Here is a 17,693-nt window from a genome sequence, read left to right on the forward strand (position 1 = left end):
AAGCTGAAAATGACCACAGAACTCATTGAACTGACCGTCACCCATGGCATCGCGACGCTCACGCTGAATCGCCCTGAAAAACGCAATGCGATGAGCGACGACATGCGCACCGAGTTCATCGCGGCACTGGAGCATGTCAGCGCGGACAAATCGATCCGGGCGCTGGTCCTCACCGGCAATGGCAAGGGCTTTTGCGCCGGGGGGGACATCTCTGGCATGGAGCGCCGCATGAAGGCACCCTCCGGGGAAATTGCCTTCAACGGCTGGCACCGCCAGCAGCGTGTGCACCACACGCAGACTTTGCTGCACACGATGCCTAAGCCCACCATCGCCGCCGTCAATGGCGCAGCGTCCGGATTGGGAGCAGATACAGCACTTGCGTGCGACTTCATCATCGCCAACGAATGGGCGAATTTCTCCTGGTCCTACATCCACCGCGGCATCATTCCCGATGGCGGTGGCATGTACTTTCTGCCTCGCCGTGTCGGGCTTCCCAAGGCCAAGGAACTGATCTTTACAGGGCGCAAGGTCGACGTAAACGAGGCGCTGTCCATGGGCATCGTAGATCGGAAGACCTCGGCTGAAGCGTTGGTGGCCGATGCGCAGGCCTGGGCGGCAGAACTCAGCAAGGGCTCGGCCACCGCCCTCGCGCTGGGCAAGACGATCCTGGACCAAACCTTCGAGATGTCGGCACAACAGGTATTCGCCCAAGGCAGCCAGGCACAAGGCATCTGCTACACGAGCGCAGAGCACCGCGATTCGGTGATGGCCTTTCTTGCCAAGGCTTCGGCAACCGCCAGCAAAGAGTAATCCCATGAACGCCATCTCCCGACTTCTCCAGCCACGCAGCGTGGCCATCATTGGCGCATCTGCTGATGCCGCTAAAACCGCAGGCCGCCCTGTTTCCTACCTGTTGAAGCACGGCTTTGCCGGCGACATCTACCCGGTCAATCCCAAAGTGGACCGCATCGGTGAGTTGGTGTGCTACCCGGACATCGCGTCGCTGCCGGCAGTGCCTGATGTTGGCATCGTCTTGTTGGGTGCAGAGCGCGCCCACATCGCTGTGCGGGATCTCGCTGCCCGAGGCACTGCGGCGGCCATTGTCCTCGCCAGCGGCTACACAGAAACCGGTGAGGATGGCGCACGCCGACAGAAGCAACTGATGGAGGCGGCGGGGAACATGCGCATCCTGGGCCCCAACACCATTGGCCTCGTCAACTTGACCGACCACATTGTCTTGTCGGCTACCGGTGCGCTGGAGATGGAGCATTTCCCAGTGGGCGGTATTGGTGTCGTCTCGCAGAGTGGTGGCATCCTGGGCGCGCTGCTGTCGCGTGCAGCGGCGCGTGGCGTCGGCTTGTCCAAGTTGATCTCTACCAGCAATGAGGTGGATCTGGAATTGGCCGACTTCATCGACCACTTGGCCGATGACGAAGCCACCAAGGTGATTGCGCTGTATGTGGAAACTGTGCGCGACCCCGCCAAGTTCCGCAGCGCCTGCCTCAAGGCGGCGCGCGCGGGCAAGCCGGTGGTGGCATTCAAGATTGGGCGCTCCGAGGCCGGCGCGAAGGCTGCTGTGTCGCACACTGGCGCGCTGGCTGGGGCCGACCGTATGTACGACGCGCTGTTCAAGCAGGTCGGCGTGATCCGCGCGCAAACCTTCAGTGACCTGCTGGACATCCCTGCGGCCCTGGCCACTGGTCGCAAGTTGCATGGAAAACGCGTCGCCATTTTGACCTCTACCGGTGGCGCCGGTACGCTGGTGTCCGACGATCTGGGCATGGCCGGTTTCGACACACCCGCGCCCGATGCAGCCACAGCTGAGGCGTTGCGCGCACTGCAGACCGGCGACCATGCCGTGCTGGACCGCAACCCCATCGACGTGACGCTGGCGGGCCTTAAGCCAGACCTGCTGCGCGGTGCCATCAATGTGCTGCTCAAGAGCCCGAGCTACGACGCCCTGACCATCATCGTAGGCTCTTCCAGCTTGGCCATGCCTGAGCTGCTGGCTGGCGCGATCCAGGACTGCCTGCCGAACTCTGACAAGCCAGTGATCGCCTACGTCAGCCCACATGCGCCTGAAGTGGGTGCGCTGCTGACGCAACGTGGCGTGCCTGCGTTCTCAGCTGCGGAAAGCTGCACGGCGGCACTGCGTGCCATGTTCCAGGCGGCGGAGTTGAAACCTCAGGTCGAGTCCAGCGCGCCTGCAGCGGCGGTTGCGGTGGACGGTTTGCCGACAGGCTCTCTGGACGAATACCAGGCCAAGCAGCTGTTCACGCGCTTCGGCGTGCCTTGTGCGGGCGAACGCATCGTTGCGTCACCCGCCGAGGCCGAGGCCGCAGCGCGCGAGCTGGGTGGCCGCGTGGTGCTGAAGATTCTCTCGGCCGAGATCACGCACAAGAGCGACGTGGGCGGTGTGGCTGTGAACCTGTCGGCCGAGACCATCGGTGCGCGCCTCACTGCGATGGCGTCGGAGGTCGAGGCCAAGGCTGGCGTCCTTCCAACGCGCTTCCTCGTGCAGGAGATGGTCGGCGGTGGCACCGAGCTGATTCTGGGTATGCACCGCGACGCACTGGGTACAGCCATTCTGTTGGGCATGGGTGGCGTTACGGCCGAGTTGTTCAAGGACACAACCATGCGGCTGCTGCCACCCACCGGCGGGCTGTCGCGTGCCGATGCGCTGGCCATGGCGCAGGAGCTCAAGACCTGGCCGCTGCTGGACGGCTTCCGTGGCCGGCCCCTGGCCGATGTCGATGCGCTGGTCACAGCCATTGTGGCTTTCTCGCACATGGCGGCCCAGCTTGGCGAACGCTTGGTCGAAGCCGAGATCAACCCGGTGTTCGTGCTGCCCCAAGGCCAAGGCGTCCGCGCGGCCGACGGCGTGGTGGTGCTGGCCTGATGGCCTCCAACCCAACGGCCCAGGTTCGCCTGGAGCGAGATGGCGATGTCGCCATCATTTGGATCGATAACCCACCGATCAATGCAGGCTCTGCGGTAGTGCGTGCAGGACTTTTGAAAGCCATCGACGAGGTGGTGCTCGACGAGCGCATCGCGGCCGCAGTGCTGATCGGTGCGGGCACCACCTTCATCGCGGGATCGGACATCCGAGAATTTGGTCAACCGCTGGCAGAGCCGCAGTTGCCCACGGTGATCGCAGCCATAGAGGCCTGCCCCAAGCCCTTCGTCGCAGCGCTGCACGGCGCAGCGTTGGGTGGCGGCTTCGAGCTGGCGTTGGGCTGTGATGCCCGCATCGCAGCACCCGAGACCGTCGTAGGACTGCCTGAGGTTACGCTGGGGATCATCCCTGGAGCGGGGGGCACACAGCGGCTGCCACGCCTGGTGGGTGTGCCACGTGCGATAGCGATGGTTTGCAGCGGCGAGCGCGTGAAAAGCGCCGCAGCACTTACCGCTGGCCTTGTCGATCAGATTGCCGCCAGCGACCTGTGCGCTGCAGCCGTGGCGCATGCGCGAAACCTGGCCGGGCGCAAGCAGCGGGTGCGCGAACTCACAGTCCCTGCCAGTGAAACCCAGGCCGTGGCCGACGCAGCAGCGGTTGCGCTGAAGGCGGGCAAAAACCGCCCGGCTGTGGTGGCAGCGATTGAGTCCATCAGGGCGTCGGCCTTGCAAGACTTCGACACTGCGCTGGCCGGTGAACGCGCGGCCTTCCAGCAGCTGCGTACCTCGCGCGAGGCTTCGGCGCTGCGCCACCAGTTCTTTGCTGAGCGCGAAAGTGCCAAGCACCCGGAGCTGGTGGGTGCAGCACCCCGCGCGGTGCAGACCCTCGCTGTGATCGGCGCAGGCACCATGGGAACGGGCATCGCGATCGCCGCGCTGGACGCTGGCTACAACGTGCGACTGCTGGAACAGGATGGCGCAGCGCTGGACCGCGGTGACGCCCGTATCCGCGAGCATTACGCCGCCCGCGTGAGCGCCAGAAAGATGGCATCCGATGTTGCTCAGTCGCGCCAGGACCGTTTGCGCATCAGTCTGCAATGGAATGACATCGCCGCGGCCGATCTGGTGATCGAGGCTGTGTTCGAGGACCTGGTTGTCAAGCGCGAGGTGTTCGCGCGCATCGATGGCCTGGCCCGTCCCGGTGCTGTGCTGGCAAGCAACACGTCCTATCTGGACCTGGACGCCATCGCTGCCGCTACATCGCGCCCGCAAGACGTGATTGGTCTGCATTTTTTCAGCCCAGCCAATGTCATGCGCTTGATGGAGGTGGTGCGCGGCCAGGCCACCGCGCCCGATGCGCTGGCTACAGGTTTGGCAGTGGCCAAGAAGCTGGGAAAACTGCCGCTGCTGACGGGTAATGCCTTCGGCTTCGTCGGCAACCGGCTGTACGCAGCCTACCGCCGCCAGTGCGAGTTTCTGGTCGAGGAAGGTGCTTGGCCTGAGCAAGTGGATGCGGCGCTGCAGCACTTCGGTTTTGCGATGGGGCCTTTTGCTGTGGCCGATTTGTCGGGCCTGGACATTGCCTGGCGTATGCGGCAGGCACAGGCCGGAACACGCGACCCTGCAGCACGCTATGTGCACATCGCCGATCGGCTGTGCGAAGCTGGTCGCCTGGGACGCAAAACCGGAGCAGGTTACTACCGCTATGCCGAGGGCAACAAGCCCATGGTGGATGCGGCCGTGCATGCGCTGATCGAACAAGCACGTGCCGAAAAGGGCATCACGCCGCGCATCATTTCCGATGAAGAGATCGTTCGCCGTGTCTTGCTAGCGCTGGCCAACGAGGCCTCCCTGCTGCTGGCCGAAGGCGTGGCCTCCCATGCTACCGACGTGGACCTGGCCCTGGTCAACGGCTACGGCTTTCCGCGCTGGGAAGGCGGCGTGGTGTTCTGGGCCCGCGAACGGGGTGAGGTCGCGCTGAGTGCCGACTTTGCGTGGCTCGCTGAGATCAGTGGTCCTGGCTCAAGGATCGGTGACCCGCGCGTCTTGCTCCCATCCGAAAGCTGACGCGGCAAGCTACTGCGCAACGACACCAGACTGCCCCAGGCAGCACAGCCCAAGGAGACATCCAGATGCCAGTTCAACACCTTCACCATCCATCCCGGCGCTCACTGCTGACGTGGCTACCCGCTGGCGCAGCCTGCGTTTCCGTGCCAGCCTGGGCACAACAAGTCGGGGCGGGCTCCGAGCTGCCACCGCCAGCCCTGTCCAGCTACCGCTTCCTCGTCGGTTTCGGCGCGGGCGGCGTACCCGATGCGGCGGCGCGTCTGATCGCAGCCACGATGTCCGAGCGCTGGAAATTGCCCGCGATGGTGGAAAACAAGACAGGTGTGGGTGGCACGCTGGCTGCCCGCGCTGTCCTGGCGGCAACAGCCGACGGCAGTACCTTGCTCAGCGTATCCCCTGCCCATGCCACGGCACCCGCGGTGTTCCGCAACCCGGGCTACGACACGCTGCGCGACTTCGCCCCTGTCACTTTGATCGGCGACGGCCCCGCCTTGATCGTGGTGCCCAAGGACTTGCCAGCCAAGAACTTGGCAGAAATGGTGGCGCAGGCCAAGGCGCGGCCAGGGGCTTTGAGCTATTCGTCGGCGGGGGTTGGCAGTAGTTCTCACTTTGCTGCGGCACTGTTCTGCGAGCAAGCGGGCACCCTATACGCTGGATGAACTGGCTGGAGACGCCGCGCAATTGATGGATCACCTCGGCATTGAGGCCGCCACCTGGATCGGCTTCTCGATGGGCGGCATGATCGGGCAGACCTTTGCGCTGAAGTATCCGCAGCGCATTGAGGCGATGGTCCTGGCGGATACCACCAGCCAGCACGGCGCCACGCCCCAGTCGGTGTGGGACGAACGCATCCGCGTCGCGCGCGGACAAGGCGTGGGGCCGCTTGTGCAACCTGCGATTGGCCGCTGGTTCACCGCAGACTTTCGCGCCTCTCAGCCCGCCGCAGTAGCGGCAGTGGCACAAGTGATCGGGTCAACCCATGTGGAAGGCTGGACGGGGTGCTGCGCTGCCATCGCGTCCGTGCACACCACCGATGACCTGCATCGCATCGGCTGCCCGGCGCTCGTTATGGTGGGCGAGCACGACATCGGCACACCGCTGGCGGCGTCGTTGGAGATGCATCGCCGTCTACCGAACTCGACGCTGGCCGTGATTGCGGATGCGGCACACATGACCTGTATCGAGCAGCCCGAGCGCTTCAACCGCGTGCTGCGCATGTTCCTGGACGGCACCGTGGGTGCGTCCTCCGAAGCCCTTTAAGCCTGGAGCCATCATGACCCGCCATGCCTTCATCTGTGACGCTGTGCGCACCCCCTTCGGGCGCTACGGCGGCAGCTTGTCTTCTGTGCGCGCCGACGACCTGGGCGCTGTGCCGCTCCAGGCCCTGATGGCACGCCATCCGAACCTGGACTGGGAGGCCGTGGCCGATATCGTCTACGGCTGCGCCAACCAGGCCGGCGAAGACAACCGCAACGTAGCCCGCATGTCTGCGTTGCTGGCGGGACTGCCCGTGGGCTTGCCCGGCAGCACGGTCAACCGCCTGTGTGGCTCGGGTCTGGATGCGTTGGGCACCGCCGCACGGGCCATCAAATCCGGGGAGGCCAGCCTGATGTTGGCGGGGGGCGTGGAAAGCATGAGCCGTGCGCCCTTCGTGATGGGCAAGGCCGAGAGTGCGTTCTCGCGCGCGGCGAAGATTGAGGACACCACGATCGGCTGGCGCTTGGTCAACCCGAAGATGAGGGCCTTGCACGGCGTGGACAGCATGCCCGAGACGGCCGAGAACGTGGCAACGGATTTCAAGATATCGCGCGAAGACCAGGACCGCATGGCATTGGCCTCGCAGCGCAAGGCGGTCGCCGCGCAGCAACGCGGCTTCTTTGACGCTGAGATCGTACCGGTCGCGGTGCCGCAAAAGAAAGGCGACGTGCTGGTGGTCTCACGCGACGAACACCCGCGCGAGACGAGCCTGGAAGCGCTGAGCCGTCTCAAGGGCGTGGTGCGGCCCGATGGCACGGTGACCGCCGGCAACGCCTCGGGCGTGAATGACGGGGCCTGCGCATTGTTGCTCGCCGACGAGAGCGGAGCCGCACGGCATGGGCTTACACCGCGCGCCCGTGTTGTTGCGATGGCCACGGCCGGTGTGGCGCCACGCATCATGGGCATGGGCCCCGCGCCCGCCACTCGCAAGGTTCTGGAGCTGGCTGGATTGACCCTGGCGCAGCTCGACGTGATTGAACTGAACGAGGCCTTTGCGGCGCAGGGCCTGGCCGTTCTGCGCGACCTGGGCCTGAGAGACGATGACCCACGCGTTAATCCGAACGGGGGCGCCATTGCCCTGGGGCATCCGCTGGGGGCTTCTGGCGCCCGATTGGCCACTACTGCCATCAACCAGCTTTACGACACGGGCGGCCGGTACGCGCTTTGCACGATGTGCATTGGCGTGGGGCAGGGCATCGCGCTGATCTTGGAGAGGGTGTGAGCCTCCCCTGAGCCTAAAGCGCGCAGGAGGCTATGACAGCCTTCAGACGATGCTCTTGGGCACAACCTTCATCGCGCAAGACAAGAACAAGGAAACAAGATGAATCGGATGGTCCGCAAGTGGATGTCAGGTCTGGGAATGCTGTGGCTGGCCTTGGCAACGTCCGGTGCTATTGCACAAACCTTCCCCCACAAGCCCATCCGTCTGGTCGTCCCGTTTCCCGCAGGAGGAGGCACGGATGCCATGGCGCGCACCCTTGGTGAGGCGCTCTCCCGAGAGTTCGGCCAACCTGTGCTGGTCGAGAACAAGGCGGGGGCAGGAACTGTGATCGGCAACGACTTCGTTGCGAAAAGCGCCCCCGATGGTCACACCCTGTTGCTCAACACCAGCGCGATAGCGATCGTGCCGAGCCTGTTTGCGAAATTGCCTTATGCGCCAGACTCCGCATTCGCGCCCATCATGCTGCTGGGGCGCGCACCGAATGTGGCGGTTGTTCGGGCCGACAGCCCGCTCAAATCGGCCCGTGCATTCCTGGCGGAAGCAAAGTCCAATCCAGGAAAGGTGGCATATGGATCAGCTGGCAACGGTACCTCCACACATTTGGCCGCCGAGTTGCTCAAGAGCATGGCGCACATGTACGTCATACACGTGCCATACCGGGGCGCAAGCCCGCTGGTGACGGACCTTTTGGCCGGACAGATCGATGTGGGGTTTGGCACCTTGCCTAGCGTCGCCCCTTTCATCGCCAGCGGAAAACTGAGAGCGTTGGGCGTGACCAGTGGTTCGCGTTCGCCGCTGCTGCCGGACGTGCCCACCTTTGCCGAGGCCGGCGTTGCGGGATACCAAGCGGATGTCTGGTATGGCATTTTCGCGGCAGCCGGTACACCCGTGACGGTTGTGAACCAACTCTACGGAGCGCTCAAGCGCGCCTCAGAAACAGAAGCATTCCGCCAACGAGCCCGGGCTGAGGGGTTGATCGTGACGCTCGATCCTCCTGAGGAAACCGCGCGCATTGTGCGTGCCGAAATTGTCAAGTGGCGCAAGGTCGTCAAAGAGCAATCCATCAAGATGGATTGAGAGATGGAAACCGGTCTTTCATACACCCCGAAAAATGCGCCACTGGTGGACGAGCTCGAGCGTTTGGCGGACCGCCACGATGTGCTTTTAGGCGGCTCGGGGGGGCAAATGGCTTGGCGCCGATGGGGAGAAGGGACTCCTGTAGTACTGCTGCATGGCGGGCATGGCAACTGGTCGCATTGGGCGCGCAACGTGGCGGCGCTCGCTGCGCGCTACACGGTGTGGGCGCCTGATCTTGCGGGTTATGGCGATTCCACGGCATTGTCAGATCACACGCTGGCGGCGATGGTGGCCCATACCCGGGAGTCGCTTGACCGGCTTGTAGGGCCGGACACTCCAGTTGGCGTGGCCGGATTTTCGTTTGGCGGCCTGGTCGCTGCGGGCCTGGCGGCCGAGCGCACTGCCGTTTCATGCCTCGCGCTCCTGGGGCCCGCTGGCCATGGAGGTGCACGCCGGCCCCGGGGCGAACTGCGCAACTGGAAGCCTGCCTTCGAGCGGGGAGACTGGTCAGAGTTTGACGACGCCATGCGTCACAACCTGATGATGCACATGCTCCATGACCCTTACAGTCTCGACGCCACCGCGCTCGCGATCCATACGCAGGCATGTCTGCAGACGCGCTTTCACAGCAAGCGCCTTTCGCGCTCCGCCGAGCTGCCTGCGCTGCTGGCGAGGTACGACGGACCTTTACTGCTGGCCTGGGGTGAGCACGACGTCACCGCCAACCCCGACGCCGCTTCATCCTTACTCATGCAACGCCGTGGGCCAAGCAGTTCTGTGGTCATCCCCCGTTCAGGCCACTGGGTGCAGTACGAGGCGGCAGACGAGGTGAACAGCCTGTTGTTGCAGTGGTTTGATCAAAATCTGTCCTCTTATCAGGAAACTTGAAATGCACGCTACAGAAATATTCGCCCGATATGCCACTGAGTTTCAGCGGCAACCGCTTCCTGACGAAGTGATCCACCACGCCAAGCGTGCCGTGATCGATTGGTACGCATCCCTGTTTCCGGGGCTGAATACGCCACCCGTCGCGATCCTGGAGCAGACGCTCACGGATGACCTCGACCGTGGGCGCGCGCTCTTGGGCACTGGGCGTGCGAGTACGGCACGCACAGCGGCACTCATCAACGGTGCTGCGGCGCACGCGGCCGAGGTGGACGATAGTTTTCGCGACGCGATGTACCACCCTGGCGCCGCGACTATTGCGGCTGCACTGGCTGCAGGGCAAGACCTGGGCGTCTCCGGCCTCGAATTTCTGCGGGGAGTGGTGCTTGGGTACGAGGTCTCCACTCGCATCGGAGTGGTCATGGGCCGACCTCATTACAAGTTCTGGCACAGCACCGGCACGGTAGGCAGTTTTGGTGCAGCGGCTGCCGTGGGCGGAGTCATGCGTCTCGACGGCCCCGCGTTCGCCCATGCGCTTGCAACTGCCGCGACGTTTGCGGCAGGGCTTCAGCAGGCTTTCCGCATGGACTCGATGTCCAAGCCACTGCACGCAGGGCGCGCCGCCGAGGCGGGCTTGCTTGCCGCACAACTGGCCTCGCGCGGCTTGACCGGATCGCTGGATGTGCTGGATGGAGACACCGGCCTTGGGCAAGCCATGAGCAACGGCCCCGATTGGACCAACGTCGGCGCAACGCTGGGCCAGGATTTCCACATTACGCGGCTGACCTTCAAGAACCACATTGGCTGCGGACACACGTTCGCTGCGATTGATGGAGCGCTGGAACTGCGGCAGCTCCACAACCTTCAGGCTGACCAGATCAAGAGCGTGCGGGTTGCGACCTATCGTCCCGCTCTCGACATTGCTTGCTACACCCGCCCCACCACGGCGAACGAAGCGCGTTTCAGCCTGACCTATGTCGTGGCCACTGCGCTGTCGCATGGCAGCGTTCGCCTTGCGGCGTACGAGCCGGACCGTCTGGACGATGTGGGCACGCGCGCGCTGATGGAGCGCATGACGGTCGAGGTGGATCCGGCCCTTGATGCTGCCTTCCCTGGGCAGCGGGCTGCGCGCATCGAAATCGAGACGGTGGATGGCCGTCGGCTCACGCACTTCCAGCCCAACCGCAAGGGAGATCCGGAGCAGGCCCTCACGGATGCCGAGTTGGAAGGCAAGTTTCTGGAGCTTGCCGAACCTGTCATCGGCAACACTAAAGCGCGGTCCCTTTTGGCGAATATCTGGGCTCTAGACAGCCGTAGTACCTTACTTTAGTTCTCTCAGCATCACCTAGTCTAGATTTGCCTCGAAGCGGGTGCTCTAGGACAGGTATGCAGCGATTGCAGTCGTCCGCTTTTTGCAGTCGAGCGCGTACTCAAGGCCGTTATCGGTCATTGGGCGTTTCGCTAGCTGATCATCGTTCCAGTTCCCTGATCCCTGATTCGTCGGCCCAATGGAGTGGGTGAAGACCAATTTCAGCGGTTACATGCAGACTGCCACAAATATGAGGATCAGTCGTAGCAACTCGCAAGACGATCTTCGATCATCTCCGCGAGATACAAAGCAGTCTAGCAAATGGATAGCGTGAGCACCGTCCAAATGTCCAATCAGAGATTGCCCACGCCCCCTTGGCACCCATCAATCCCTGGCCATGCTCCGCTGTTTGCGAAAGCCCAGAAAACCCAGCACGGCCGACAACAGCCCCAGGGCCCACGGCGCATCCACAGGGATGGCCACAGCACCCCCTCCCACAGGGCCCGCGGCCAAAGCAAAGGGGTCACTGACACGGCCCGGTGTTGCATCCGAGTCCCCTGCGCCGTTGTCGGTGACTGTGTAGGTCACCGACAGACGATCAGCGCTAAGCGTGGCGCCACTTAGCTGGAACCAGGTGGATGCCGCCGCTACACCACCCATTGCGGGGGCGGCAGGGCCATACTTCCAGAACTGGATACCTGCAGGCAGTGGCTGGGGATAGGTAATCGTCATTGTCACCGTGCCCGTACAGCCTGTGGACTGGAATGCGTACTCTCCATAGGGCATCGTCGCGCCCACCGGGGCGGGGTTGGACAAGCCGGCAAAACCACTGGTGGCCTCGAGCGTGCAAGTGGGTCCACCTCCAGAAAGCGTCGCCGTTGCGGGGCCAGCCATGCCTGGGGGCGTACCCGACACCGTCAGCAGGCGTGGCGTTACCGCGTTGGATGCGGTCGATGAAACGCCGGTACCGGCAGCGTTGGTCGCTGTTACCGTGAACGTATACGTCGTGCCATTGGTTAGGCCCGTAAAGGTGACTGGCGAGGCGCCGCCCGTTGCAGTCGCGCCCCCAGGGTTGGCGGTAACGGTGTATCCGGTAATCGCGCTTCCACCAGTGAAGGCTGGCGGGGTGAATGCCACTGTGGCCTGTGCATCCCCGGCGATCGCCGTGCCGATGGTCGGTGCGCCCGGCACCACGGGACTCACGGTGAAACTGCGGGTCACCTGGGGCGCAGGCAAATAGGCGCCGTTCCCGGGTTGGTCTGCGTTGATCGTGCAGGTTCCTACTGTCACAAAGGTCAGCGCACCGCCAGACGTAATCGTGCACACCCCCGTTGTCGAGGAAGTGAACGTTGGCGTCAAACCCGGTGCATCGGTCGTGGCCGTCAGCGTCGGCGTCATGCCGAAGTTCTGCGTGCCGGGGTTGGCGAAAGTAATGGTCTGCGCTGCCTTGGGGGTGATGGAGTTGGAAGCCACCGATGCCGGCCCCGTACCTGCAACGTTATCTGCAGTCACAGTAAAGGTGTATGCCTGACTGTTGGTCAGCCCCGTCACGACAATGGGGGAACTAGCGCCGAACACAGGTGCTACAACCGCCGGGTTGACCGTTACGGTGTAGCCAGTAATCGCTGTACCGCCCGTATTCACCGGGGCCACGAATGCAACGCTCGCCTGGGTATCGCCTGCGGTTGCTACCGGACTGGTAGGGGCACCGGGTACCACGGCATTGACCGTGAAAGACCGGCTGACCTGGGGAGCAGGCAGAAAGGAGGAATCGCCCGCCTGGTTAGCATCAATCGTGCAAGTGCCTGCCGCCACAAAGGTCAGTGTGCCACCCGAAGTGATGGTGCAGACACCCGGCGTTGCAGAGGTGAACGCGACAACGTAACCACCGCCTGCCGAGGAACTGGCAGACAGTGTGGGCGAAGTCCCAAAGTTCTGCGCCCCGGGATCGGTGAAGGCGATGGTCTGCGGTGAGGCTGGTATCACCGAGTTGGAAGCGGCCGAGGCGGGGCCTGTGCCCGCACTGTTGGCGGCAGTGACGGTAAACGTGTACGCAACCCCGTTCATCAGGCCAGTCACTGTGATGGGCGAGCTGGACCCGGTGCCGGAAAGCCCGCCTGGATTGGAGGTCACGGTGTAGCCGCCAGCAAGTATCGGCGCTCCACCCGTGAATGCTGGTGGGGTAAAGGTCACCGTGGCCTCAGTATCACCCGCAGTTGCGGTGCCGATGGTGGGCGCACCGGGCACGACCGCGTTCACAGTGAAGGATCGGGTCACTGTGGGGGCTGCATTCCATACCCCGTTGCCACCTTGGTCTGCATTGATCGTGCAAGTGCCGGCTGTCGCGAAGGTGAGGGCGCCGCCACTAGTGATCGTGCACACCCCGGCGGTGGACGACGAAAACGTGGGGGTCAGCGTGGATGTAGCGGTGGCCGACAGCGTGGGGGTAGTTCCAAAATTTTGCGCGCCGGGGTCGCCAAAAGTGATGGTCTGGTTGCCCTTGGGCGTGACGGCGTTGGACGAACCTGAAGCCGTACTGGTGCCGACCCCATTGGTGGCCGTGACGGTGAACGTGTAAGCGGTTCCATTGGTAAGCGGGGAGACGTTGATGGTGCAAGCGGCAGGCCCTGCGCAATTGCCTGTAACACCATCAGGGGTGGAAACCGCTGTGTAAGTGGTGATGGGTGAGCCACCGTCGGAAGCCGGTGCGGTGAAGGTCACGTTAGCTTGACCATCGCCCGCGGTGGCTGTGCCTATGGTGGGGGCGCCGGGAGCAGTGGGAATAGCAACAGTATGGGTTGAGCCACTGGTATAGGCGGCCGTGCCTGTATTACCCACGCCATCCACGATATTGGTTCCTGCCTTTAAATCAAGGCGCAAAGTGCCAGTACCAGTAATGCTGCTCACAGTCACAATCACGCTTGTTCCCGATGAAGTGGAAACGTTGGAGATATTGCCAGCTGCTGACCCGGTAGTGGTCAACTGAAAGTCATCGCTAGAGATGTTGTTGGCCAAGCTATCGAAAGCGACAACAAAATCTACACTGGTAACTGTGTTGGCTGGCGATCCATTCAAGGTGATGGAGGTAACGGCAGGCGGCACATCGTCGACCACCGTGATGGTGAATGCCTCTTCATAAAATGCAGCGCTGTTGTCAGTAGTGCGAATACGAATGCTATAGGTACCAGCAGCTAGATTCGATGCATTGGTTGCACGCAGTGACGATCCGCTGATATTGAAACTGGCGTTATCGGTACTGCCTGCTCCAGCCACCAGGGTGTAGGTGTGCGTGTTTCCCGCATCGGCATCGGTGGAACTCAGTACGCCCACCACTGCGTTGACACCGCCGCTCTGGTTGACGCTGGTGTTGGTCAGGGCAATGTCGGTTGGCGGGGTGTTGGCGCCCGTTGACGTGAAAGTGAAAATGACGGTGCCATTGTCGTTTTGAGGACTGGGCGGTAAGAAAAAGGTGATTGTCTTGCCGCTTGCTGACGCTGAGTAGTTCGCTGCATTCGCGGCCGTTCCACCAGTTCGTGTGATGCTCGTGATCTGGTTTAGATTCCCACCACTGAAAACGGCCTCGAACTGGGGAACAGACCATTCTTCGCTGAAATTCGAGGTGAGCGTGACTGTCGAGGCCACTGGATCGACATCAAACAATTTGCTCCCACCGCCACCGCCCAAGTCATGCTCTATGCCAGGGCCTACTGCTACAGCTGGGAAGACAGGTGAGCCGCCCACCGTGATTTCAACCTGAGTACCCACTGTGCTTGCGTGCAGACTAAGGCTTGCCAAACCTGCAAGGCAGGCTAGTAACAGTACAGCTCCCCAGCGATGGATCAAGGTGAGCAAGTTCTTGGTCTGCTGTGCTTGCGGTTGGCTGGGGATGGGCGGCATGGGTAAATCCAATACAGAACGAAAGCTCGCGTGCTATGCACGGGCAGGGTGGAACTTCGGTAGGCTATTCAGCCGCCCGAGATATTCGCGGTCATAGAGAGCAATGGCGCCTGAAGGTTGGCCAAGGCCAAGAAAGGATCTTGGAGAGTTATCTCTGTTGCTATAAATAACAACAATGCAACTTCTCAAGAAGTGCTTAGCGCACAACATCTCTGAATTGCTACATATCGTATGGGAATTGAAAGTGTTTGTGAAGCAATGAAGAGTAAGAGCGCGGGCTATGCTTGCGCAAACCCGTATAACCATAACGCAGTTGATTCTTCGACTACCGCTAGCTTATGCAGCGCAGTGACGACCCTGGTGAAAGTTGGGTCAGGCTGACATTGCCCCTGTTTCGTGTAGCTCTTGACCCACGATTCACGCGGCCTTTTTTGCGCTGTGCCTCGTACCAGAGTTGCTCGGTCTGCTCACGAGTGGCGATTTTTTATCCATGAAGGCTGGCCGTTTTCGCCCACCCCCAGATGTTCTCCGTCGGCGCGTTATCCCAACAGTTTCCCTTGCGACTCATCGATGATTGGATGCCCGAGTGCTTCAGGACCTGTTGGCACTCTGCACTGCAATACTGGCGGCCACAGTCACTGTGGAATACCACCCTGGGAGGCGGTCGGCGGCGCCACCACGCCCAGAGCTAGGAGCCTCGGGCTTGAAGCGCCGCTGAACCGGTTCGGGCGCAACGGTCAGGCCGTGCCTGCTGTCGGTGGCTACCACGAACTTGCGGTTTCGTATTGGCCTTGATGCCGCGCTGCTGCATGAGCTTGCAAACCCGCTCTTTGCCCACCGGATGCCGCGGGCCAGCAGTTCCTTGTACACGCGTGGCCAGGCGTATTCGCCCCTGACCTGGGCGCGGTTGGCGCGGCTGTGTGCCCGCTGGCCCTCGTCGCTGCAGCGCCGAGCAGGACCACCGTGACCAGGGGCATTCTCTCGTCGGCCTAGCCAGCTGAAGTACCCGCTCGCGCTGACTTCCAGCACCTGGCAGGACACACACACCGAATACTGCTTGCTCATTTGCTGAATCCAGGCGTACCTCGAAACGTGCCCTGCGCGAAGTACGCCACGGCTATTTTGGCGATGTCGCACTCCATGCGAAGGCTTGCATTCTCGGCCCGCAGCCGAGCTATCTCCATCTGCTCGAGCGAGACATTGGCGGCCTTGAGGCGTAGTCAGTACAGGCCAGTTCCCCCTTGCCTGACAGTCGCACCTATTGGCCCAGGCTGACATTGGGAACGCCTAGCGCCATGGACACCACCGAAATGGCCTGGCCTGCTCGTACCTATCGAATTGCCTCCGGCTTGCACTCCCGCGTGTACTGCGCACGCACCTGCTTTTCACTCATTTCTCAACTCCTTGTCGGTTTTTTTTAACAGGGACAAGAATGCCACTTTTCGGGGGCAACATAAGTCGACGAGTGACCATGGTAGCGTCAGTTCTTGGGGTGCAGAAAAGCGCCCAATGATACTTTTCGCTGTCTGCTCTCGATCGCAGCAGCCATTCAACGACAGCGTGTTGAGCGACAGCAACCAGGCAAGAGCTGCCGCTGGCGGTTTGAGAAAGCACTCGCTGAATGTTTGCATTCGCTGGCAGCAGCAGGCCCTGAGTTAGCATGATGATTCAAGCGCCTTAGGCTTCGCTCCATTTGCCATCCAGTTTACAGCGTCGCGTATCGCGTTTGGGTGACAGCGCGGCTCCTCTATCCGCGAGCTTCAGGGTATCTGGTCACAACGATGCCGAGCACTCTGCGCCTAGTCCTCTGATCCAAAGCTGGGCGGGATGCGAGTCATTGCGTCGATGCCAAATCAGGTCGAATACGATTTCAGGCAATGCGATCGGAGGCTGAAAAACGCCAACTGGAGACCAGCCGGCGCCTGGCATGCTTGTCCGCCCCGGTCAGGCTAGCCGCCTTGCGGCCACCGCTTCAGGGCGAGCGCGTCTTGCCGATAACCAGAAGATTACGATGAAAAGCCTCTTCGCTCTGCTGCTGGCCAGCGCCTGCTTCCAGGCGCAGTCCGCCAACCTGCCTCCCTGCGACAAGGCGGTGCGTTTCAGTGCGGCTTGGTTCGCCGACCCGGAAGTGGACAACGCCAAACCGGCCGCCGAACTGACGAAGATCGGCGCGGGCGCCGGCCGCAGCGGTACGCAACTCGGCCACGTCGTTGTCGAGACCAAGCTGGCGGTGATGCCGCAGACCAGTTGCCAGGGCGTCGTCGTGCGGCTGGATTACATCAAACCGGTGCTGCGCATAGCCAGCGAGATCCCGCCGGGCAGCTGTGCCTATGCGCACGTGATGAAACACGAGCAGACGCATGTGCGCATTCACCGCGACATCGCGCGCCAGTTCCGCGAGCTGGACTATCCCTGGGCCTCGGGCGGCAACAGCGCGGGCATCCTGGTCTACGCGAAACAGGAACTCGACCGCCTGATGCAAGCCCAGGTGATGTTCGACAACCCCGAGGAATACGCCAGCAACTTCAGCGCGTGCGGTGGTGAGATCACGCGGTTGGTGAAGCCCGCGGCGTCTACCAAGTCGGGGCAGACACCGGGTTGAGGCAACCGCCTTCCGCGAGGGCTGATTGGTCGCCTTGGGCTGGACCAGACTGATGCCGACGGTCTGGCTTGCTGCCGCCGACACCGAAGTGAGCCACCGCGCCGAACTTCGACTGCGCCAGTTGTTCCGCGCCCCTCGCCCAACAGGCGTGTGGGGATAGAGCCACTCGCGTGGCTCACGGGGGCGTCGGCACATGAGTCAAAAGTGGCTTACTTTTGCATCAGTGCCAACACCCAAGATCTCCCGCCTGGGCGCCGGGACCATCGTATTCACCGGTCTGGAGCGCATAGACCGGGCGTGGTACGCCCAGGAGTGGTACTGCGATCTGAGCGTGTGAGCGTTCTCCCATGCCTGCTCCAAAAAAGCTCGATGTCCGATGCTCACAAGTCAAGGCCGCCACAGTAGCCAGCTAGGATGGAGCCCTTCAAAACAAGGGAGTGAGCCTGTGAGTAAATCTGCCTTCAGATGGTTGGTCATCGTGT

Annotated in this window: 11 protein-coding genes and 1 pseudogene; 10 read left to right on the forward strand and 2 right to left on the reverse strand. The window is 62.3% G+C overall.

The genetic code is table 11. The features are described 5' to 3' along the window. Positions 1 to 9: 9 nt before the first annotated feature. From ACK4OE_RS07915 to ACK4OE_RS07955, 9 genes are all read left to right on the forward strand, one after another. A complete protein-coding gene (locus tag ACK4OE_RS07915) occupies positions 10 to 810 on the forward strand; it encodes an enoyl-CoA hydratase/isomerase family protein (RefSeq protein ID WP_409884158.1) in 801 nt (266 codons plus the stop codon). 4 nt (positions 811 to 814) lie between these two features. Next, complete coding sequence (locus ACK4OE_RS07920) at positions 815 to 2,899, forward strand: acetate--CoA ligase family protein (protein WP_409884160.1); 2,085 nt, start codon at positions 815 to 817, stop codon at positions 2,897 to 2,899. Beyond that, a complete protein-coding gene (locus tag ACK4OE_RS07925) occupies positions 2,899 to 4,962 on the forward strand; it encodes a 3-hydroxyacyl-CoA dehydrogenase NAD-binding domain-containing protein (RefSeq protein ID WP_409884161.1) in 2,064 nt (687 codons plus the stop codon). The genes ACK4OE_RS07920 and ACK4OE_RS07925 overlap by 1 nt, the downstream gene beginning before the upstream one ends. 65 nt (positions 4,963 to 5,027) lie before the next feature. Continuing rightward, complete coding sequence (locus ACK4OE_RS07930) at positions 5,028 to 5,621, forward strand: tripartite tricarboxylate transporter substrate-binding protein (protein WP_409884162.1); 594 nt, start codon at positions 5,028 to 5,030, stop codon at positions 5,619 to 5,621. After that, positions 5,572 to 6,222 carry an alpha/beta fold hydrolase gene (locus ACK4OE_RS07935; protein ID WP_409884163.1) on the forward strand — a complete coding sequence of 217 codons (651 nt, stop codon included), beginning with the start codon at positions 5,572 to 5,574 and terminating at the stop codon, positions 6,220 to 6,222. The genes ACK4OE_RS07930 and ACK4OE_RS07935 overlap by 50 nt, the downstream gene beginning before the upstream one ends. A 13-nt stretch (positions 6,223 to 6,235) precedes the next feature. Then, on the forward strand, positions 6,236 to 7,441 hold the full coding sequence (gene pcaF, locus ACK4OE_RS07940) for a 3-oxoadipyl-CoA thiolase (RefSeq protein ID WP_409884164.1): 1,206 nt from the start codon (positions 6,236 to 6,238) through the stop codon (positions 7,439 to 7,441). Between the two features lie 99 nt (positions 7,442 to 7,540). Further along, the gene (locus ACK4OE_RS07945; RefSeq protein WP_409884165.1) at positions 7,541 to 8,518 is read left to right on the forward strand and encodes a Bug family tripartite tricarboxylate transporter substrate binding protein; all 978 of its coding nucleotides are present in this window, start codon (positions 7,541 to 7,543) and stop codon (positions 8,516 to 8,518) included. A gap of 3 nt (positions 8,519 to 8,521) precedes the next feature. Further along, positions 8,522 to 9,406 (forward strand): alpha/beta fold hydrolase, encoded by an 885-nt coding sequence (locus tag ACK4OE_RS07950; RefSeq protein WP_409884166.1) that lies wholly within the window; start codon positions 8,522 to 8,524, stop codon positions 9,404 to 9,406. A gap of 1 nt (position 9,407) precedes the next feature. Further along, on the forward strand, positions 9,408 to 10,733 hold the full coding sequence (locus tag ACK4OE_RS07955; RefSeq protein ID WP_409884169.1) for an MmgE/PrpD family protein: 1,326 nt from the start codon (positions 9,408 to 9,410) through the stop codon (positions 10,731 to 10,733). A 363-nt stretch (positions 10,734 to 11,096) separates the two neighbouring features. Here ACK4OE_RS07955 and ACK4OE_RS07960 read toward each other — a convergent pair whose 3' ends face one another. Further along, positions 11,097 to 14,609 (reverse strand): beta strand repeat-containing protein, encoded by a 3,513-nt coding sequence (locus ACK4OE_RS07960; RefSeq protein WP_409884172.1) that lies wholly within the window; start codon positions 14,607 to 14,609, stop codon positions 11,097 to 11,099. 487 nt (positions 14,610 to 15,096) lie between these two features. Beyond that, positions 15,097 to 16,002: pseudogene (locus ACK4OE_RS07965) on the reverse strand (DDE-type integrase/transposase/recombinase); the annotation flags it as partial. A 618-nt stretch (positions 16,003 to 16,620) separates the two neighbouring features. Between ACK4OE_RS07965 and ACK4OE_RS07970 the strand changes: the two are divergent. Next, positions 16,621 to 17,211, forward strand: coding sequence for a hypothetical protein (locus tag ACK4OE_RS07970; RefSeq protein ID WP_409884173.1), 591 nt, complete (start codon positions 16,621 to 16,623; stop codon positions 17,209 to 17,211). The last annotated feature ends 482 nt before the right edge of the window (positions 17,212 to 17,693 follow it).

The sequence above is a fragment of the Acidovorax sp. genome, from assembly GCF_046314175.1.
Classification (GTDB): Bacteria; Pseudomonadota; Gammaproteobacteria; order Burkholderiales; family Burkholderiaceae_C; genus Acidovorax.